General features: G+C 71.1%; 13 protein-coding genes and 1 riboswitch. Of the genes, 9 read left to right on the top strand and 4 right to left on the bottom strand.

Going from position 1 to position 19,702, the window contains the following annotated elements; genetic code table 11:
• Nucleotides 1–7: 7 nt before the first annotated feature.
• Nucleotides 8–164, bottom strand: a riboswitch (cyclic di-AMP (ydaO/yuaA leader).
• 254 nt (nt 165–418) lie between these two features.
• Nucleotides 419–2,941 carry a DNA helicase PcrA gene (gene pcrA / locus ACWFRU_RS14775; RefSeq protein ID WP_453686909.1) on the top strand — a complete coding sequence of 841 codons (2,523 nt, stop codon included), beginning with the start codon at nt 419–421 and terminating at the stop codon, nt 2,939–2,941.
• 20 nt (nt 2,942–2,961) lie between these two features.
• Here pcrA and ACWFRU_RS14780 read toward each other — a convergent pair whose 3' ends face one another.
• Together ACWFRU_RS14780 and ACWFRU_RS14785 are read right to left on the bottom strand one after the other, a co-directional pair.
• Complete coding sequence (locus tag ACWFRU_RS14780; RefSeq protein ID WP_453686911.1) at nt 2,962–4,578, bottom strand: peptidoglycan DD-metalloendopeptidase family protein; 1,617 nt, start codon at nt 4,576–4,578, stop codon at nt 2,962–2,964.
• Nucleotides 4,579–4,785: 207 nt separating this feature from the next.
• Nucleotides 4,786–5,640, bottom strand: a complete 855-nt coding sequence (locus tag ACWFRU_RS14785) for a lipase family alpha/beta hydrolase (RefSeq protein ID WP_453686913.1) — start codon at nt 5,638–5,640, stop codon at nt 4,786–4,788.
• 404 nt (nt 5,641–6,044) lie between these two features.
• On the opposite strand from ACWFRU_RS14785, the gene ACWFRU_RS14790 reads away from it, so the two are divergent.
• Entirely contained in the window at nt 6,045–6,461 is a 417-nt protein-coding gene (locus tag ACWFRU_RS14790; protein ID WP_453686915.1) for a cobalamin B12-binding domain-containing protein, read from the top strand.
• A 47-nt stretch (nt 6,462–6,508) separates the two neighbouring features.
• On the opposite strand, the gene ACWFRU_RS14795 is transcribed toward ACWFRU_RS14790, so the two are convergent.
• Both ACWFRU_RS14795 and ACWFRU_RS14800 read right to left on the bottom strand, forming a co-directional pair.
• Nucleotides 6,509–8,206 (bottom strand): DUF5691 domain-containing protein, encoded by a 1,698-nt coding sequence (locus ACWFRU_RS14795; RefSeq protein WP_453686917.1) that lies wholly within the window; start codon nt 8,204–8,206, stop codon nt 6,509–6,511.
• 236 nt (nt 8,207–8,442) lie between these two features.
• On the bottom strand, nt 8,443–9,828 hold the full coding sequence (locus tag ACWFRU_RS14800; RefSeq protein WP_453686919.1) for an SWIM zinc finger family protein: 1,386 nt from the start codon (nt 9,826–9,828) through the stop codon (nt 8,443–8,445).
• A gap of 155 nt (nt 9,829–9,983) precedes the next feature.
• On the opposite strand from ACWFRU_RS14800, the gene ACWFRU_RS14805 reads away from it, so the two are divergent.
• The 7 genes from ACWFRU_RS14805 to sucD all read left to right on the top strand — a co-directional run bounded on the left by ACWFRU_RS14805 (nt 9,984) and on the right by sucD (nt 19,507).
• On the top strand, nt 9,984–11,126 hold the full coding sequence (locus tag ACWFRU_RS14805) for an ATP-binding protein (RefSeq protein WP_453686921.1): 1,143 nt from the start codon (nt 9,984–9,986) through the stop codon (nt 11,124–11,126).
• Between the two features lie 102 nt (nt 11,127–11,228).
• Nucleotides 11,229–13,676, top strand: a complete 2,448-nt coding sequence (locus ACWFRU_RS14810) for a DUF5682 family protein (RefSeq protein WP_453686923.1) — start codon at nt 11,229–11,231, stop codon at nt 13,674–13,676.
• Between the two features lie 41 nt (nt 13,677–13,717).
• Nucleotides 13,718–14,911, top strand: coding sequence for a vWA domain-containing protein (locus tag ACWFRU_RS14815; RefSeq protein WP_453686925.1), 1,194 nt, complete (start codon nt 13,718–13,720; stop codon nt 14,909–14,911).
• A gap of 81 nt (nt 14,912–14,992) precedes the next feature.
• Nucleotides 14,993–15,967, top strand: coding sequence for a hypothetical protein (locus ACWFRU_RS14820; RefSeq protein WP_453686927.1), 975 nt, complete (start codon nt 14,993–14,995; stop codon nt 15,965–15,967).
• A 124-nt stretch (nt 15,968–16,091) separates the two neighbouring features.
• Nucleotides 16,092–17,048 carry a hypothetical protein gene (locus tag ACWFRU_RS14825; protein ID WP_453686929.1) on the top strand — a complete coding sequence of 319 codons (957 nt, stop codon included), beginning with the start codon at nt 16,092–16,094 and terminating at the stop codon, nt 17,046–17,048.
• Between the two features lie 373 nt (nt 17,049–17,421).
• Nucleotides 17,422–18,600, top strand: a complete 1,179-nt coding sequence (gene sucC / locus ACWFRU_RS14830) for an ADP-forming succinate--CoA ligase subunit beta (RefSeq protein ID WP_453686931.1) — start codon at nt 17,422–17,424, stop codon at nt 18,598–18,600.
• Between the two features lie 22 nt (nt 18,601–18,622).
• A complete protein-coding gene (gene sucD / locus ACWFRU_RS14835; protein WP_160506736.1) occupies nt 18,623–19,507 on the top strand; it encodes a succinate--CoA ligase subunit alpha in 885 nt (294 codons plus the stop codon).
• Nucleotides 19,508–19,702: the final 195 nt, after the last annotated feature.

The raw sequence follows: 19,702 nt of genomic DNA on the forward strand, positions 1-19,702 counted from the left end.
GGAGGCGACTCCTTCCGTAGACCGCCTACCGGGTTAGCTGTCGGGTTCGGGCGGGTGATTCCGGAAGGTTGCCCTACGGTCCCGTACCGCGTACGGGACCGATTCACCCCAAGTTCTTGGTGGGTCCCCGGCTCCGAGGAGATCGAACTCGGCGGAGGCCACCCGTTCCCGGCGGGGTTCGCCGGTGGGAGTACGAGCAGCCCGCGGAGCACGGTAGCCAACTCGTGTGCTCCGTGTGAAGGTTGATGTTCGATATGCCCGATACGTTTTCGTTACTTTACGAAGCTCTTGACGCGGACACGCGGCGCCGTCGCGGAACGTGACGGGCCGCGGGCGGGGCGTGTGCGGGGCATGTGCGGGTGGACGTGGCCGGAACCCGGGGCGGGTTGTCAGTGGGGCCGCCTAGACTCGGGAGGCGATGAGCAGCCTCTTTGATGACAGCTTCCTGGCGGACCTCAAGCCCTCGCGGGCTTCCGAGGAGGAGCCCCCGCCGCCGCCCGAGGACAGCGCCCCGGAATCCGTTCCGGACGATCTGTTCGACGGGAAGTTCGACGCGCCCGTACCCCGGGACGCGCACTACCGCGGTGGCGCCCCGCGCCCCGTGATCGACCCGGCGGCCCTGCTCGACGGGCTGAACGAGAACCAGCGCGCGGCCGTCGTGCACGCGGACTCCCCGCTGCTCATCGTCGCGGGCGCGGGCTCCGGCAAGACCCGGGTCCTGACGCACCGCATCGCGTATCTCCTGGCCGAGCGGCACGTGCACCCGGGGCAGATCCTGGCAATCACGTTCACGAACAAGGCCGCGGGCGAGATGAAGGAGCGCGTCGAGCAGCTCGTCGGGCCGCGGGCCAACGCGATGTGGGTGTCGACGTTCCACAGCGCGTGCGTCCGCATCCTGCGCCGCGAGTCGAAGAAGCTCGGCTTCACCTCCTCCTTCTCGATCTACGACGCCGCCGACTCCAAGCGGCTCATGGCGCTGGTCTGCCGTGACCTGGACATCGACCCGAAGAAGTTCCCGCCGAAGTCCTTCAGCGCCAAGATCTCGAACCTGAAGAACGAGCTGATCGACGAGGAGACCTTCGCAGGACAGGCCGCCGACGGCTTCGAGAAGACGCTCGCCCAGGCGTACGCGATGTACCAGTCGCGGCTGCGCGAGGCGAACGCCCTCGACTTCGACGACCTGATCATGACGACGGTCCACATGTTCCGCGCGTTCCCGGACGTCGCCGAGCACTACCGCCGCCGCTTCCGCCACGTGATGGTCGACGAGTACCAGGACACCAACCACGCGCAGTACGCCCTGGTGCGCGAGCTGGTGGGCCCCTCCGGAGGCGAGGGCGACGACCCGGCCGAGCTGTGCGTCGTAGGTGACGCCGACCAGTCGATCTACGCCTTCCGTGGCGCCACGATCCGCAACATCCTCCAGTTCGAGGAGGACTACCCGGACGCGACGACGATCCTCCTGGAGCAGAACTACCGCTCCACACAGACGATCCTGACCGCCGCCAACGCCGTCATCGAGCGCAACGAAAGCCGCCGCCCCAAGAACCTGTGGACCAACGCGGGCGCGGGCGCGGGCATCATCGGCTATGTCGCCGACACCGAGCACGACGAGGCGCAGTTCGTCGCCGACGAGATCGACCGGCTCACCGACGCGGGCGACGCGAAGGCGGGCGACGTCGCGATCTTCTACCGGACGAACGCGCAGTCACGTGTCTTCGAAGAGATCTTCATCCGCGTCGGCCTGCCCTACAAGGTCGTCGGCGGCGTCCGCTTCTACGAGCGCAAGGAGGTCCGGGACGTCCTCGCGTATCTGCGCGTGCTCGCCAACCCGGAGGACTCCGTCCCGCTGCGGCGCATCCTGAACGTGCCCAAGAGGGGCATCGGCGACCGCGCGGAGGCGATGATCGACGCGCTCTCGCAGCGCGAGAAGATCTCCTTCCCGCAGGCACTCAAGCGCGTCGACGAGGCGTACGGAATGGCGGCCCGCTCGGCCAACGCCGTCAAGCGGTTCAACGTGCTGATGGAGGAGCTGCGGACCATCGTCGAGTCCGGCGCGGGGCCCGCCGTCGTCCTGGAGGCCGTGCTCGAACGCACCGGGTACCTCGCCGAGTTGCAGGCCTCGACCGACCCGCAGGACGAGACGCGCATCGAGAACCTCCAGGAACTCGCCGCCGTGGCCCTGGAGTTCGAGCAGGACAGCGGAGCTGCCGCCTCTGAAGGCGAAGGCGAAGGCGAAGGTGAAGGCGAGGCCGAGGGCGAGGAGGCCGCGGGCACCGGTGTGTCCGGCACCCTTTCCGAGTTCCTGGAGAGGGTCGCGCTCGTCGCCGACTCCGACCAGATCCCGGACGAGGAGGACGACGGCTCCGGAGTCATCACGCTGATGACGCTGCACACCGCCAAGGGCCTTGAGTTCCCGGTCGTCTTCCTGACCGGCATGGAGGACGGCGTCTTCCCGCACATGCGCTCCCTCGGCCAGGTCAAGGAACTGGAGGAGGAGCGCCGCCTCGCGTACGTGGGCATCACGCGCGCGCGTGAGCGGCTCTATCTGACCCGGTCCTCGATGCGCAGCGCCTGGGGACAGCCCTCGTACAACCCGCCCTCACGCTTCCTCGAGGAGATCCCGGAGGCGCACCTGGACTGGAAGCGGAAGGGTTCCGTCGGCGCGCCGGCGACTTCCGGCCCCGCGGCCGGGATCGCCTCCTCCTTGTCGTCGTCCCGCTCGCGGACCGGCGGCGCCCAGGGCTTCGCCACGCGCCGCGCATCGGAGAAGCCGGTGGTCGCGCTCGCGGTCGGGGACCGGGTCACGCACGACCAGTTCGGCCTCGGAACCGTGGTCGGGGTGAAGGGGACGGGCGCGAACGCCGAGGCGACGGTGGACTTCGGAGAGCCGAAGCCGAAGCGGCTCCTCCTGCGGTACGCACCGGTGGAGAAGCTCTAGAACCGCGGGGGCGGCCGGAGTTACGTCGGGTCGAGGCCGTGGCTGCGCAGCCACGGCAGCGGGTCGATGGCCGAGCCGCCCGCGGGACGCACCTCGAAGTGCAGGTGCGGGCCCGTGGAGTTGCCGGAGTTCCCGGAGAAGGCGATGGGCTGGCCCGCCTTGACGGGGCCGCTGGAGATCTTGTGCGTGGAGAGGTGGCAGTACCACGTCTCCGTGCCGTCCTTGGCGGTCACGATCGCCATGTTGCCGTAGGCGCTGTTCCACTTCGTGGAGACCGTGCCGTCGGTGGCGGCGAGCACCTCGGTGCCGTACGACACCGGGAAGTCGATTCCGGAGTGCGCGGACATCCAGTTGACGCCCGCCTGGCCGTAGTACGCGCTGAGACCGTGCTGCTTCACCGGCAGCGAGAACTTCGGGCGCAGGCGCTCCTTGCGCGCGGCTTCCTCGGCGGCCTTCTTCTGGGCGGCGACCTTCTCCGCCTTGAGGTCGATGCGCTCCTGGGTGCGGCTCGCGCGGTCGGCGAAGTCACCGGCGTCCGCCGAGAGGTTCGCCAGCTGCGTGTCGAGCTTGTTGTTGGCGGCGGAGGGCTGCACCGACGTGGGGTCCGGGGCCGTTGCCGCCTGCGTCTCCTTGCCGTCGTCGCCGCCGAAGTTGCCCACGGAGGCCGCGGCGATACCCGCGACGCCCATCACGCAGGCGGAGGGCACGGCGACGGTGAAGAGCGCGGAGCGCTTGGCGGGGGAGCGGCGGCGGGCCCGGGAACGGGAGCCGTGCGAACGGTCCATGAGCGGCGGTTCGTCGTCACCCGCGGAAACCCTGCGGGTCGGCTCGACCGGGCCGAGTGAATCGGCGGGAGCCTCGTCGGGCGTGAACTCGTGCTCGGCGGGAACCGGTTGGGCGTAGGCGTCGGGGGAAGGCGGACCGGAGTCGTATGACGCGGTGGCGTAGGACCCGGTGTCGTAAGGCGAATGCTCGTACGGTTCGGGGGCCTCGTACGTGTCGGGCGCTCCGGTCGCTCCGGGCGTGTCCTGGGCCTCGTACGTGCCGTGTGCCTCGTGCGTCGCGGTGGTCTCGTACGCCATGTCCTGGCCGGCGGAGTTCCACGCGGTCGCGTCGTAGGCGCCGGTGTCGAAGGCCTGGGTCTCCCACTGGCCGGTCTGCTGCGGCTGGTCCCAGGTGCCCGCGTCCCACTGGCCCGTGGCCTCGGGACCCGCTTGCTGCGCCGGGATGTCGGCGGAGAGGTGCTGATGGCCGCCGGTCGACCACATGGCGCCGGTGTCGTAACCACCGGTGTCGTAGCCACCGTTCTCGTACCCACCGGTGTCGTACGCGGCTTGGTGCTGCGCGGCGTACGGGTCGTGGTTCAGCGTCTGCTGGGTCCCCGTGGTGGACCACTGGCCGGTGTCGTACGAACCGCCGGGCATGTCGCCGAAGAGCGGGTCGGACGCAAAGCTTCCGGTGTCGTGACCGGCCGTCGCGTAGCTGCCCGTGGTGTCGAAGCTTCCGGTGGAGTAGCTGTCGTAACCGGTGTAGGCGCCGTGCTGGGTGCTCTGCGGGTCATACGCCGCGTAGGGCGCATGGTCGGCGGGTGCCGAGGCCGGGGGTGTCGAGCTCCCCGACGGGTGACGGTCGTTCACCAACTTCTCTTTCGCCTCGGCAGCAGGGGGCAGAGCAGTGCGGCGACTGTACCCGGCGGTATGCGGGCGCGACAATCTTCGGCAGGTTTCGTGCTCTCAGGAAACGGGCATTCGGCCGCCTTTCGGCGGTCGGCGGGCACACCTTTGGCCTTGCGTTCGAGCTCCGTTCGACAATTTTCCCGTGCCGCGGGGTGCGCGGGCTGCTCCTCAGGCCACGGTGAGTCCGTTCTCGGGACCCTTCGCCGGGGTCCCCGGAGCAGGCAGATCGAGGGCCTGGCGGATTCCGGAGGCGACCGCGGGGTGCACGGGCAGGGCGAGATGACCGATACCGGAGACACGTACGTTCTGGGCGATCAGGTCGGGGTGGTTGACGCAGGCCGTCTCGAGCGGGGCCATCAGCTGGTCCAGATCGCTCCAGAAGCTCACGAAACGGGTCCGGCAGCCCGGTGCGGGCTCCCGCAGCTCCTCGATCACGTCCGAGCCGGGGCGCATCTGGCGCACGATCGGGTGCGCGTCGGCGAGCGGCACGACCCGCGTTCCCTCGTGCGGGGTACCGAGAGTGACAAGCGTGCGGACGCGCTCGTCACCGCCCAGACGCTGCGCGTAATAGCGGGCTATCAGGCCGCCGAGGCTGTGCCCGACGATGTCCACCTGGTGGTGGCCCGTGCGCTCGCAGATCTCCTCGATGTGGCGGCCGAGCAGCTCGGCCGCGGTGCGGATGTCGCAGGTGAGGGGGGAGTAGTTGAGGGACTCCACGTGCTGGCCGCCGTGCTGGGCCAGGGAGCGGCGCAGGAGGACGAAGACCGAGCGGTTGTCGATGAAGCCGTGCAGGAGGACGACCGGTGGGCGGCTCTCCGCGGGGAGCCGGGGGGCGTCGGGAGGCGGCAGTTCGGCGGCGATCCTGCGTTCCTGCGCGATGCCCGACGGGTAGAGGAGGAGATGCCCGGCGAGGATCGCCACCTCCAGTGCGGTCGCCTTCAGCAGGGCGATGGAGAGCCCCGCCAGTCTGGCGGGCAGCAGAGAACAGGGCGGGCGAAAGGGCAGGACCCTCGTGATGGTCATGGTCGACCTCCCGGTCGGCACGCCGGGGGACGGCTCTGACCCCCGTGTGCCCGTAGTGGGGAGGCGTGGCAGAGGTCGTACGACGGTGCGTGGTCAGCGCCGACGGCGCACCCTGTACCGGCGCGATCGCCGATCCGCCGCATCACCACGGCGCGCAGCGGACGGCGCGGTGGCACGGCGACCTCGTTGCGGCTCCCCTTGCGCCTTCCCGCGAGCGGTCCCAAAGCCGCTGGATACGGGAGTGGCGCGCAGCGAACGTGTCCCTTCGTGTGATTTCCCCCTCGCTCTCCACCGTGAAACTGCCGGGTGCGAGATGCTGGGGATAACGTTCGTTCACTTCCCCGGCCGGTGCGGCACGGGGTGCCAGTGCTTGGACAGATGGATATCGGTACATGGAGGCAGTGATGGGTGTGGCAGCCGGTCCGATCCGCGTGGTGGTGGCCAAACCGGGTCTCGACGGTCATGATCGCGGAGCGAAGGTGATCGCGAGGGCACTGCGTGACGCGGGTATGGAGGTCATCTACACCGGCCTGCATCAGACGCCCGAGCAGGTGGTGGACACCGCGATCCAGGAGGACGCCGACGCGATCGGCCTGTCCATCCTCTCCGGCGCCCACAACACGCTCTTCGCGCGCGTGATCGAGCTTCTCAAGGAGCGCGAGGCGGAGGACATCAAGGTGTTCGGCGGCGGCATCATCCCCGAGGCGGACATCGCGCCGCTCAAGGAGAAGGGCGTCGCGGAGATCTTCACCCCCGGGGCCACCACGGCTTCGATCGTGGACTGGGTCCGTGCGAACGTCCGTCAGCCGGCCGGCGCCTGACGGCCACCGTGCCAGGGCGGGATCGCCCGGCCTCTTGATGGGGGTGCCTAAGATGACGGCACCCCCGGATCTTCCGGCGCCGCGCCCGGCCTCGCCGGCTCGGTGCCTGGCTTCACCGGCTCCTCGCCCAGCTCCGCCCGCATCGCCGCGCGTAGACGCAACGTACTGACCAGCCGCTGGAAAGCCTCCGACCAGTAACCGCCCGCGCCGGGCGACGCGTCCTCCGGCTCGTCCGGGATCGCCGTCAGTACGTCGAGCCGGACCGCCTCCGCCGGGTCGAGGCAGCGCTCCGCCAGACCCATCACCCCGCTGAAGCTCCAGGGATAACTCCCGGCGTCCCGTGCGATGTTCAGCGCGTCCACCACCGCCCGGCCCAGCGGCTCCGACCAGGGCAGCGCGCACACGCCGAGCAACTGGAACGCCTCCGAGAGGCCGTGCGTCGCGATGAACCCGGCGACCCAGTCGGCCCGCTCCCCGGCAGGCAGCGCGGCGAGGAGCTTCGCGCGCTCGGCGAGCGACGCCGCGCCGGGCCCCGCGGCGTCGGGGGACGAGGGGGCTCCGAGCAGCGCACGGGACCAGATCGCGTCGCGCTGCCGCACGGCTGCGCGGCACCACGCGGCGTGCAGCTCGCTCTGCCAGTCGTCGGCCACGGGAAGCCGCACGATCTCGGCGGGGGAACGGCCGCCGAGCCGTTCCTGCCAGATGCCGAGCGGAGCCGCCTCCACCAACTGACCCAGCCACCATGACCGTTCCCCCCGGCCGGCAGGAGGCTTCGGGACGACGCCGTCGCGCTCCATGCCCGCGTCGCACTCGTGCGGCGCCTCGACGGTGAGCGTCGGCATGTGCTTCGTACCCTGCGCATGGTCTATGGCCACGCAGGACGCCGCCCGGTCCGCCATCCGCGCGGCGAGAGCCGACGAGGGGAGAGCGGAGAGGAGCTCGGCCGCGGTGGCGCGGACGTTACGGCTGCGGTCGGTGAGGGCCTGTTCCAGGAACGGCTCGTCCGCGGCGTGCAGATGGGTGCGCAGGGAGTCGAGGAACATCAGGCGGTCCTCCGCACGCTCCGTGCTCCAGGTGGAGGCGAGCAAATCGCGTGCGGCGGCCGGGTCGTGCGCCCGCACGGCGCCCAGCAGGGCGACGCGCTCGGCGAACAGGCCTTCCTCCCAGAGTTGTTGCACCTGCGCCTTCTCCTCCGGGGCGGGCAGTGCCACACCGCCGCCCGGAGTCGAACGGAGCGCGAACTTCCAGTCCGGGTTGAGCCGGGCGAGCCACAGCGCCCGGGGGCCCGCGAAGGCGAGGGCCTGCGGTCGGAGGTCGGTGCGCCCGCGGGCCGCGTTCAGGAGGGCGGGAAGCAGCTCGGGCGGCGCCGCGAAGCCGCGGTCGTTGGCCAGCGCCAGCCACTGGGGCAGCAGTTCCATCAGGTCGGGCACCGCGCCCCGGCGCCCGCCGCCGCCCGCTCCGGGGTGATCGGTGAGCAGCGTGGCGAGCCTGCGCCGTGCCGCGGGCGGCACCAGGGGCCTCGGGTCATCGGCGGCAGGCTCGGGAGGTGTGGCCGCGGGCGCGGGGGAAAGCCCGGCTCTGCGCCGCACGGTCTGCACCGCGGCCGCGTCAAGCAGGGCGGTGGGGGCGTCCTTGTCCTGGGTGCGTACGGGAGGCGTGCGGCGGTCGGTGCCGAGGAGCGCGGCGGTGACCAGGTCCTCCCAGGGGGTGGCGGTCGCTTCGGTGAGTGCGGTGGTGCCGGTCATGTGGACTCCTCACCCGGGCGGGGCTCTCGGGTTCCTTTTGATCTTCGGGATCGTTACGGGCTTTCAGGTCGCGCGAGTTGCTCAAGTTGCCCAAGCCGCTCAGGTCGCTCAGGTCGCTCAAGTTCTTCGCGTCGTTCGCACGGTTCGCGGCGTTCGTGCTTTCCGCGTTCCTCGGGTTTTCGTCCGGTGGTGCCGCCTCGGATCTGCCGGGCCCCCGTTGATCTGCCGGACAGTTGTCAGCACAGGGCGACTGCCTCTCCCGCTCCGCGCGGCCAGGCAGTCAGAGGGGTGAAGCCCTCGTGACCACACTCGCCGAAGACCGTCACAGGAGCGCCTCCGGAGAGTGCCACCAGCCGCCACAGACCCGCTCGGGATGCGGCGGAAGGGGTGATGGGCAGCGCCATGTCGCCCTCCGCATCCGCCAGTTGCCAGCCGTCGGACGCGGGCCCCGGGAGAGGGGTCGGTATGACGTCGCGCAGCGTCACCGGCCAGGAATCCAGCCAGGGGTCCTCCCGCAGCATTTCCCCGTAGCGGCGCGCGGCCTCTTCCGTTTGCACCCCCGGCGGCCGGACGGCGGTCGGCGCGGGAGCACCGAACTGCTCGCCCAGGTCGGCCCGCAACTGCCCGGCGCCCGGATACGAGGCCAGCTCGGCGTCCAGCGCGAGGCCCACCGGCAGCGCGAGAGCGGGCGCGCGTCCGGCGGCTCCGTACGAAAGGAGCAGGGCCGTCCGCCCGGACTCCGTGCCGTACATCCATATTCGGCGGGTGGTGAGCTTGCTGTCCGCCGTGTCGTACTGCGCGAGCACCAGCCACTGGTCCCGTACCGGCGGGCCCTGCGCCGGGGTGGGCAGGCCGATGCGGGAGCGGACCGTGGCCGCCAGGGACTCCGGCAGTTGCTCGCGGTGTAGCCAGCCCTGGTCCAGGAGGTGCACAAGTGCGCACTCCTCCAGCATCCGCACCGGCCAGCCGGAGCCCGAGGACGGGATGGCACCCAACTCCCGCACGCGCGACGCCAGGCCGGGCGCCTGGGCGTCCACCATGCGGGCGGCCGTCTCCTCCCACAGGCCGTACCCCGTCTGCTCAGCGGTGGCCATGCCGCCCCGCAGCAGATCGGAGAGGCGTTGCTCCAGCTCCGTCACCCCCGCCGTGACCCGCTCGGCCCGGCGCTCCGCCCTGCGCCGTGCGCCCTCGGGATCGGCGACCGGGGCGCCGCCCGGCCCGGAGTCCGGAGCCCGCTTCGTCTCCGCTCTCTTACGGCGTCCCGCCAGCCATTCCTCGGCCCATCCCGGCGGCTGCCCGTCCGGCACCGCACCGACCGCCCCGTCCTCGCCCGACCAGAGCAGCAGCAGCCCGAGCGCGTGTTTGCACGGGAACTTGCGGCTCGGACAACTGCACGTGTACGCCGGGCCCGCGGCGCCGGTGATGTCCGCGATGTCGACGACCGTCTGATACGGCTTGCTGCCACTGCCCTTGCACAGTCCCCACACCGCCCCCTCGCCCGAACTGCCCGCCTCCGACCATGGGCCGGCGACGCCGAGTTTGCTTCCCGCCTTGCGTGACGGGGCGTCAGGCGCCAGTGCCAGCACCTGATCCGCCGTCCAGCGCACCCCCTGCTGAGTCATGTCATCGAAGGTAGATCCCACCACTGACAATCGATCCGGCACTCGGTATCCGTGCAGGTCAGCGGTGTGCGAGGGTCGATTGTCAGTGGCGTGGTGCACGGTGGGAACCACATCCGGACCAGATGTGCCCGGACGAGTTGGAGGGGGATCGCTCCATGACCGTTTCCGTCGACTCGACGACCTCGTCGACCGTGTCCACGGCCGCGCCCGCGGGGGACGCGGAGGCGCTGCGGCCGCACGCCGAGCAGGCGTTCGCCGCCGAACTGGCCGCGCTCGCCGCGCAGGACGACCGGCCCAGGCCTGCCCGCTGGCGGCTCTCGCCGTGGGCGGTCGCGACGTATCTGCTCGGTGGCACGCTGCCCGACGGGACGGTGATCTCGCCGAAGTACGTGGGGCCGCGCCGCATCGTCGAGGTCGCCGTCACCACCCTCGCCACGGACCGCGCCCTGCTCCTGCTCGGCGTGCCCGGCACCGCGAAGACGTGGGTGTCCGAGCATCTGGCGGCCGCCGTCAGCGGGGACTCGACGCTGCTCGTGCAAGGCACGGCCGGCACGCCGGAGGAGGCGATCCGGTACGGCTGGAACTACGCGCAGCTGCTCGCGCACGGCCCCAGCCGTGACGCTCTCGTGCCGAGCCCCGTCATGCGGGCCATGGCCGACGGCATGACGGCGCGGGTCGAGGAGCTGACCCGCATCCCGGCGGACGTCCAGGACACGCTGATCACGATCCTGTCGGAGAAGACGCTCCCCATCCCGGAGTTGGGCCAGGAGGTGCAGGCCGTACGTGGCTTCAACCTCATCGCCACGGCCAACAACCGCGACCGCGGGGTCAACGACCTGTCGAGCGCGCTGCGCCGCCGCTTCAACACGGTGGTCCTTCCGCTGCCCGAGACCGCCGAGGCCGAGGTCGACATCGTCTCGCGGCGCGTCGACCAGATCGGGCGCTCGCTCGACCTGCCGTCCGGGCCCGAGGGGATCGACGAGATACGCCGCGTCGTCACCGTCTTCCGTGAGCTGCGGGACGGGGTGACGGCCGACGGGCGTACGAAGGTGAAGTCGCCGAGCGGCACGCTCTCGACGGCCGAGGCGATCTCCGTGGTGACCAACGGCCTTGCTCTGGCGGCCCACTTCGGGGACGGCGTGCTGCGGCCGGGGGATGTCGCGGCGGGCATTCTCGGCGCGGTCGTCCGTGACCCGGCGGCGGACCGGGTGATCTGGCAGGAGTACCTGGAAGCGGTGGTCCGTGAGCGCGACGGATGGAAGGACTTCTACCGCGCGTGCCGTGAGGTGAGCGCGTGACGAACGGGGGCGTGGGCGTGGGTGTGGACGCGGGTGTGGGTGTGACGGTGGCTGGTTCGCGGGTGACGGGGAGGAGCGGACATGAGCGGCGAGGTGCGGGGGATGACGACACGGGCTGGCGAGGGGCCTTTGCTGCTGGGAGTGAGGCATCACGGGCCGGGTTCGGCGCGTGCGGTGCGGGCCGCGCTTGAGGCGGGTTCGCCGCGTGTGGTGCTGATCGAGGGGCCCCCGGAAGCCGACGCGCTGGTGCCGCTCGCTGCGGACGAGGGGATGCGGCCGCCGGTCGCCCTGCTCGCGCATGTGGTGGACGAGCCGGGCCGCTCGGCGTTCTGGCCGCTGGCGGAGTTCTCGCCGGAGTGGGTCGCGATCAAGTGGGCCGCGGGGGCGGGGGTCCCGGTCCGGTTCATGGATCTTCCGGCGGCGCATTCGCTGGCGCGGGCCGAGGGGGCCGAGGGGGCGCCGGACGCCGCGGAGGGGGAGCCGGGCGAGCCCGGGGCCGCGGGGGACGCGGACGTCGAAGCGGTACGCATTGATCCGCTGGCGGTGCTCGCCGAGACCGCCGGGTACGACGATCCGGAGCGGTGGTGGGAGGACGTCGTCGAGCACCGGGACGGAGGCGGCGACCCGTTCGCTCCGTTCGACGCGCTGGGCGAGGCCATGGAGGCGCTGCGCGAGGAGTACGGGACGGGCGGGCACGACCGCGACCTGGTGCGCGAGGCGTACATGCGTGTGCAAGTGCGCGCGGCTCAGCGGGAGTTCGGGGCGGGCGGGGTCGCGGTCGTGTGCGGGGCCTGGCATGTGCCGGCACTGCGGCAGAAGGTGACGGTCGCGGCCGACCGGGCGCTGCTCAAGGGGCTGCCGAAGGTGAAGGTCGACATGACCTGGGTGCCCTGGACGCACCGCCGCCTCTCCCGGGCCAGCGGATACGGCGCGGGGATCGCGTCGCCGGGTTGGTACGGGCATCTGTTCGGCGCGCCCGACCGGCCCGTCGAGCGCTGGCTGACCAAGGTCGCGCGGCTCCTCAGGGACGAGGACAGGATGGTGTCGTCCGCGCATGTCATCGAGGCGGTGCGGCTCGCGGACACGCTCGCCGTGATGCGAGGGCGCCCGCTGCCGGGGCTCACCGAGACGACGGACGCGATCAGGGCGGTGATGTGCGAGGGGTCGGACGTGCCGCTCTCCCTCGTGCACGACAAGCTCGTCGTCGGGGATGTCCTGGGAGAGGTGCCGGACTCCGCGCCGGCGGTGCCGTTGCAGCGGGATCTCACGCGGCTCCAGCGGAAGCTGCGCCTCAAGCCAGAGGCGCTCGAGCGGGAGTTGGAGCTCGACCTGCGCAAGGACACGGACGCGGCACGCAGCAGGCTGCTGCATCGCCTGCGGCTGCTCGGTATCGGCTGGGGCGAGCCCGTGCGGTCGCGGGGGAGTACGGGCACGTTCCGCGAGACATGGCGGCTGCGGTGGGAGCCGGAGCTCTCCGTGCGGGTGGCGGAGGCGGGGGTCTGGGGGACGACCGTACTGGCGGCGGCCACCGCGAAGGCGGAGTCCGATGCCGTCGGGGCAGGGGCGCTGTCCGATGTCACCGCGCTGGCCGAGCGGTGTCTGCTGGCCGAGTTGCCGGACGCGCTGCCGGTGGTGATGCGGGTCCTTGCGGACCGGGCGGCGCTGGACGCGGACGTCGGGCATCTGGCGCAGGCGTTGCCCGCGCTGGTGCGGTCGCTTCGATACGGGGATGTGCGGGGCACTGACACGGCTGCCCTCGGTGAGGTGGCCGTGGGCCTGGCCGAGCGGGTGTTCGTCGGGCTGCCGCCCGCGTGCGCGGGGCTCGACGGGGACGCGGCGCTCGAGATGCGGGGGCATGTGGACGCCGTTCACCAGGCGGTGGGCTTGCTGGGGGAGCTGGGCGAAGGCCGGGGGGACGAGGGCGAGCCGGGGGCGCGGCCGTCGCTGCCGGGGGCCGGTATGCGGGGGCGGTGGCACTCCGTGCTGCGGGTCCTTGGGGAGCGGGACAGCGTTGCGGGGGTGGTCCGTGGGCGGTGCGTGCGGATTCTGACGGACAGTGGGGAGCTGGCCGAGGACGAGACCGCCCGGTTCATGGGGCTCGCCCTGTCACGGGGAACCGAACCCGCCGAGGCCGCCGCCTGGATCGAGGGCTTCGTGGGGGGCGGCTCGGGCGGCGGCATGTTGCTCGTGCACGACGAGCGGCTGCTCGGGCTGGTCGACGCCTGGCTGACCGGGGTTCCCGACCGCGCCTTCACCGACGTACTCCCCCTGCTGCGGCGCACCTTCTCGGCGTACGAACCGGGAGTACGGCGGACGCTGGGCGAGCTGGTGCGGCGCGGCCCGTCGGCGGGCGCCGGCGCGAGCGTCGTCGGCGGGATACCCGGCTTCGGGGCGGAGCTGGACGGGGAGCGGGCGGACGCGGTGCTGCCGGTGCTGAGTCTGTTGCTGGGGGTCGGGACAGAGGCTGGGTCCGGGGCCGGGAGCGGGTCCGAGGGGAGTCCCGGGCCCGGGGCCAATGACGGTAACGATCTTGTGGGGGTGAGCCGATGACGCACGACGTCGCTCAAGGCACGCCAGGGGGCGCTGAGGCAATGACGGCTGGGGCAGTGACCGCTGAGGGTGCGGCCGGGGAGCGGCTGCGGCGGTGGCGGCTTGTGCTGGGCGGGGGTGAGGGCGAAGGGACCGGGTGTGAACTCGCCGGGCGGGACGCGGCGATGGACGGGGCGCTCGGCGCGTTGTACGGCGGAGAGGGGAAGGACGGAGGGAAGAAGGAGCGGTCGCGGGACCGTTCGGCGGGGCTCGGGGCGTCCGCGCCGTCCGTGTCGCGTTGGCTCGGGGACATCCGGAAGTACTTCCCCACGTCCGTCGTCCAGGTGATGCAGCGCGACGCCATCGAGCGGCTCGGTCTGTCGGCGCTGCTCCTGGAGCCCGAGATGCTGGAGGCCGTGGAAGCCGACGTGCACCTGGTGGGGACCCTTCTCTCCCTCAACAAGGCCATGCCGGAGACCACCAAGGAGACCGCGCGGGCCGTCGTGCGCAAGGTGGTCGAGGACCTCGAGAAGCGGCTCGCCACGCGCACCCGCGCCACCCTCACCGGCGCGCTCGACCGCAGCGCCCGGGTCAGCAGACCGCGCCACCACGACATCGACTGGAACCGCACGATCGCGGCCAACCTCAAGAACTACCTGCCGGAGTACAGGACGATCGTGCCCGAGCGCCTCATCGGGTACGGGCGGGCAGCGCAATCGGTGAAGAAGGAGGTCATCCTCTGCATCGACCAGTCGGGCTCGATGGCCGCGTCCGTCGTCTACGCCTCGGTGTTCGGCGCAGTGCTCGGTTCGATGCGGTCGCTCAACACCCGGCTCGTCGTCTTCGACACGAACGTCGTCGATCTGACCGATCAGCTCGACGACCCGGTGGATGTGCTGTTCGGCACGCAGTTGGGGGGCGGTACCGACATCAACCGGGCGCTCGCGTACTGCCAGTCGCAGATCACCCGTCCCGCCGACACCATCGTCGTCCTCATCAGCGACCTCTACGAAGGAGGCATACGCAACGAGATGCTGAAGCGGGTCGCGGCGATGAAGGCCTCCGGCGTGCAGTTCGTGACGCTGCTCGCGCTCTCCGACGAGGGGGCACCCGCGTACGACCGTGAGCACGCGGCAGCGCTCTCGGCGCTGGACGCACCGGCCTTCGCCTGCACCCCCGACCTCTTCCCGGAGGTGATGGCAGCGGCGATCGAGAAGCGCCCTCTGCCCATACCGGACATGAATACGCATCGGTAACAGGGGACTTGCGCGAGGGCGGGCGGCCCGTGCGAGGATCGGCGGGCTTCACTCCTGGCCCAGCAGAGGAACCTTCCCGTCTTGACTCCCGCAGCAGTCGTTCTGCCCGATGCCGCTGTGCGCGTGACGCGCGCCGTGGCCGGTCGGCGTGCGCTGCAAGTGGTGCTGTTGCTGGCCGGGTTGCTCGCGCTGGGATTTATGTGCGGTGCGCGTGCGCAGGCGGCGGACGGTGTGCCGGTTCCGGAACGTGTGGAGTCGGTGCGGTCGGCGGAGGCGCCGTCCACGGAAGCGGCTCCGTCCACGGAAGCGGCTCCGGCCACGGAAGTGACGCCGTCCGCGGAACCGGTGCGGGAGCGGGTGGCCGAGGCCGCGCGGGACGGGCGCGACGCCGTGCGTCATGCCGCGGTCGAGCCCGTCGCAGAGCCTGTGGTCGAAGCCGCCGAGCCCGTGGTGCGGGCCGCCGCGCGAGGTGTGGTGCGGCCGGTCGTGGACGGGGTCACCGGAGTCGTCGAGGGCGCGCCGCAACGGGTCCTCGACGAAGCTCCCGACTTCCCCGAAGCTCCCGGCTTCCCTGGAGCGCCCGGTTTCCCCGGCGTGCCTGAGCTGCCGCAGTCAGGCCTCGGTGAAGACCGCGGGGCCGAGCCCCACGCGCCCCAGGGCGGGCAGGGCGAGGCGGCTTCCGCGAAGCACGGGACGCGGGGCGAGTCCTCGTACGGAACGGGTGCCCGCACCCTCAGCTCCACCCCCGCCCCCACCTCCACCCTCACCTTCGCCGGTACCGGCGAGGCGTATCTGGCCGGTCAGCAGGTGAGTGACGCCGATGCGGGCGACGCGAACCACACCGGGCAGGAGCCGTTCCCGTCCGCGCCGGGTGATCCCGCGCGAACGCTGGGCGGACAGTCGGCCGGTGACGGCGGTTCGACGCGGCACGGCGATCCGTGTGCCGCCTCGTCCGACAGCCGTGCGCCCGTGCGGCTTCTGCGGGGCGTCGAGGCCGCTCAGGTTTCCGCGCCGCTCCGTGAACGACACCGGGACATTCCCGAATTCCCTGGCTAGGGCAGCCCTTTCCCCGCGAAGACCTGCCGCGCGGGGGTGGCAAAGGTCTGCCCGCCGACCGGACGTACCTGCGTACGCCTCCAGGTCGGATTCACCGCCAGAATTCGAAGGATCTGAAGCACGCATGAACAAGAACATCCGTCGTTCCATCGTCATAGCCGCCGGTGTCACGGGCGCCTGGGCGCTCGGTTCCGCCGTGGCCAGCGCGGACGAGCTGCCGCAGCACTCCGTCGCCCTGCCGGACAACGCGTCCGACGCGGTCGACGCCGTCGACGACGTCAAGGGCGAGGCGAAGTCCACCGTCGCCGAGGCCAAGTCCACCGTCGCCAAGGCGAAGTCCACCGTCACCGAAGCGAAGGCCGCCGCCCCCAAGGCTCCCGAGCAGCTCAAGACCCCCGAGGTCAGCACGCCGGACGTGCGTACGCCGGACGTCCGCACCCCTGACGTCCGCACACCAGAAGACTCCGTCGACTACCTCTTCGGGCCGCTCTCCGCCTTCGCCCCGGAGGTCGAAGCCGCCGCGGCCAAGGCCCCCGCGGCCGCCACGCGGACCGCCACCCCGATCGTCGACGAGACCGCCACGGCCGTGCTGCCGCCCGTCGCCGCCACCGCGGTCGACGGTGTCGTGCCGGTCGCCGGGCAGGCGGTCGGCGATGCCGGTTACCTGGCGCAGGGTGTGGTCGGCGACGTCCAGCCGTTCGCCGGTGGGGTCGTCGGCGAGGTCCCGCCGTTCGCGCAGGGTGTCGTCGGCGACGTGGAGCCCTTCGCGGGCGGCGTCGTCGGCTCGGTCTCGCCGCTCGTGCAGACCGTCACCGACCAGGTGCGGCCGGTCGTGCAGGGCGTCGGCGGCAGCGCGGGCGAGCTCGCGTACGGCGTCACGGGTGACGTCCAGCCGTTCGCGGGCGGGGTCGTCGGCCAGGTCTCGCCCTTCGCGCAGGACCTGACGGGCACGGTCGCCCCTGACGCGCGGACCCTCGCCGGGAACGCCGTCTCCGGCGTCCAGGGCGTGGCCGGATCGGTCACCCCGGACTACCTGCCGACGTACGAGCAGGCGTACAACGCGACGACGTACGCCGTCTGACGCCGTAAGGACAGCCGTCTGACACCGTAGGAACAGCCGTCTGACGCCGTAAGAAGCCGTCTGACACCTCAAGAACAGAAGCTCCACCAGCCGTAACAGCAGCAAACGGGCGGCCCCTGTCACCTCAGGGGCCGCCCGCTCCATCCCCGGGCCCGTGATCTGTGACAGTCATCACCGCCCAAATGTGATCTGTGATTTAGGGACCTACGGCCCACGGCGATAACCTGCGAGACGGACATGCCGCGTACCGGACTCCGTCCTACGCCTCCCTTGTGACAGCGCAGTCACGTTGCCCTCCGCGGCACGCCCACGCAGACAGCTGACCACAAAGCAGCGAGATCGCAGCGAGATCACGGAAAAGGGACGGACGCGCGTGGACCTGTTCGAGTACCAGGCGAGGGACCTCTTCGCCAAGCACGGTGTACCGGTGCTGGCCGGTGAAGTCATCGACACGCCTGAGGCGGCGCGCGAGGCCACCGAGAAGCTGGGCGGCAAGTCGGTCGTCAAGGCCCAGGTGAAGGTCGGTGGCCGCGGCAAGGCCGGCGGCGTGAAGCTGGCCGACAGCCCGGACGAGGCCGTCGCTCGCGCGACGGACATCCTCGGGATGGACATCAAGGGCCACACGGTCCACAAGGTGATGATCGCCGAGCTGTCCCCGGAGATCGAGGCGGAGTACTACGTCTCGTTCCTCCTCGACCGCACCAACCGCACCTTCCTCGCCATGGCGTCGGTGCAGGGCGGCATGGACATCGAGGAGGTCGCGGAGAAGACCCCCGAGGCCCTCGCGAAGGTCCCGGTCAACGCCGTCGAGGGCGTGAACATCGAGAAGGCCCGCGAGATCGTGGCCCAGGCGAAGTTCCCGGCCGAGGTGGCCGAGGGTGTCGCCGAGGCGATGGTGACCCTGTGGGACACCTTCGTCGCCGAGGACGCGCTCCTCGTCGAGGTCAACCCCCTCGTCAAGACCAAGGACGGCCGCATCCTGGCCCTGGACGGCAAGGTCTCGCTCGACGAGAACGCCGACTTCCGCCAGGCCGACCACGAGGCGCTCGAGGACAAGGACGCAGCCAACCCGCTCGAGGCTGCCGCCAAGGCCAAGAACCTCAACTACGTGAAGCTCGACGGCGAGGTCGGCATCATCGGTAACGGTGCCGGTCTGGTCATGTCGACGCTGGACGTCGTCGCGTACGCCGGTGAGGCGCACGGCGGCGTGAAGCCGGCCAACTTCCTCGACATCGGCGGCGGCGCTTCCGCCGAGGTCATGGCGAACGGCCTGGAGATCATCCTGGGCGACTCGGACGTCAAGTCCGTCTTCGTCAACGTCTTCGGTGGCATCACCGCGTGCGACGAGGTCGCCAACGGCATCGTGCAGGCCCTTGAGCTGCTCGCCTCGAAGGGCGAGAAGGTCGAGAAGCCGCTGGTCGTGCGCCTCGACGGCAACAACGCGGAGCTGGGTCGCAAGATCCTGAGCGACGCCAACCACCCGCTCGTGCAGCGCGTGGACACCATGGACGGCGCGGCCGACAAGGCCGCCGAGCTCGCGGCTGCGAAGTAAGGGAAGAGGTTAAGACACCACCATGGCTATCTTCCTCAACAAGGACAGCAAGGTCATCGTCCAGGGCATGACCGGTGCCACGGGCATGAAGCACACCAAGCTCATGCTGGGTGACGGCACCAACATCGTCGGCGGCGTGAACCCGCGCAAGGCGGGCACGAAGGTCGACTTCGACGGCACCGAGGTACCGGTGTTCGGTTCGGTCAAGGAGGCCATGGAGGCCACGGGCGCCAACGTGTCCGTCCTCTTCGTGCCGCCGGCCTTCTCCAAGGCCGCCGTCGTCGAGGCGATCGACGCCGAGATCCCCCTCGCGGTCGTCATCACCGAGGGCATCGCCGTCCACGACTCCGCCGCCTTCTGGGCGTACGCGAAGTCGAAGGGCAACAAGACCCGCATCATCGGCCCGAACTGCCCCGGTCTCATCACCCCGGGTCAGTCGAACGCCGGCATCATCCCGGGCGACATCACGAAGCCGGGCCGCATCGGTCTGGTCTCGAAGTCCGGCACGCTGACGTACCAGATGATGTACGAGCTCCGTGACATCGGCTTCTCCTCGGCCGTGGGCATCGGTGGCGACCCTGTCATCGGCACGACGCACATCGACGCCCTCGAGGCGTTCGAGGCCGACCCCGACACCGACCTGATCGTCATGATCGGCGAGATCGGCGGTGACGCCGAGGAGCGTGCGGCGGACTACATCAAGGCCAACGTGACGAAGCCGGTCGTCGGCTACGTCGCCGGCTTCACCGCGCCCGAGGGCAAGACCATGGGCCACGCCGGTGCCATCGTCTCCGGCTCCTCCGGTACGGCTGCGGCCAAGAAGGAAGCGCTTGAGGCTGCCGGCGTGAAGGTGGGCAAGACGCCTACCGAGACGGCGAAGCTTGCGCGGGCGATTCTCGCTGGCTGAGTCGCCTTGACCGGTTGAACAGCGGGCCCGCACCTTGTTTGAGGTGCGGGCCCGCTGATCGTTTGTTGTGACGTGCGGGCCGGCTGTGGCTGGTCGCGCAGTTCCCCGCGCCCCTAAAAACCTGCGCAGTTCCCCGCGCCCCTGAAAGGACTGCGCAGTTCCCCGCGCCCCTGAAAGGACTGCGCCGTTCCCCGC

Source organism: Streptomyces sp. NPDC055099, from assembly GCF_053607685.1.

Bases quoted from the DNA above. Each gene is read 5' to 3' on its own strand.
- pcrA (WP_453686909.1), top strand. From the start codon at position 419: ATGAGCAGCCTCTTTGATGACAGCTTCCTGGCGGACCTCAAGCCCTCG.
- ACWFRU_RS14785 (WP_453686913.1), bottom strand. From the start codon at position 5,640: ATGACCATCACGAGGGTCCTGCCCTTTCGCCCGCCCTGTTCTCTGCTG.
- ACWFRU_RS14790 (WP_453686915.1), top strand. From the start codon at position 6,045: ATGGGTGTGGCAGCCGGTCCGATCCGCGTGGTGGTGGCCAAACCGGGT.
- ACWFRU_RS14795 (WP_453686917.1), bottom strand. From the start codon at position 8,206: ATGACCGGCACCACCGCACTCACCGAAGCGACCGCCACCCCCTGGGAG.
- ACWFRU_RS14800 (WP_453686919.1), bottom strand. From the start codon at position 9,828: ATGACTCAGCAGGGGGTGCGCTGGACGGCGGATCAGGTGCTGGCACTG.
- ACWFRU_RS14805 (WP_453686921.1), top strand. From the start codon at position 9,984: ATGACCGTTTCCGTCGACTCGACGACCTCGTCGACCGTGTCCACGGCC.
- ACWFRU_RS14810 (WP_453686923.1), top strand. From the start codon at position 11,229: ATGACGACACGGGCTGGCGAGGGGCCTTTGCTGCTGGGAGTGAGGCAT.
- ACWFRU_RS14815 (WP_453686925.1), top strand. From the start codon at position 13,718: ATGACGGCTGGGGCAGTGACCGCTGAGGGTGCGGCCGGGGAGCGGCTG.
- ACWFRU_RS14825 (WP_453686929.1), top strand. From the start codon at position 16,092: ATGAACAAGAACATCCGTCGTTCCATCGTCATAGCCGCCGGTGTCACG.
- sucD (WP_160506736.1), top strand. From the start codon at position 18,623: ATGGCTATCTTCCTCAACAAGGACAGCAAGGTCATCGTCCAGGGCATG.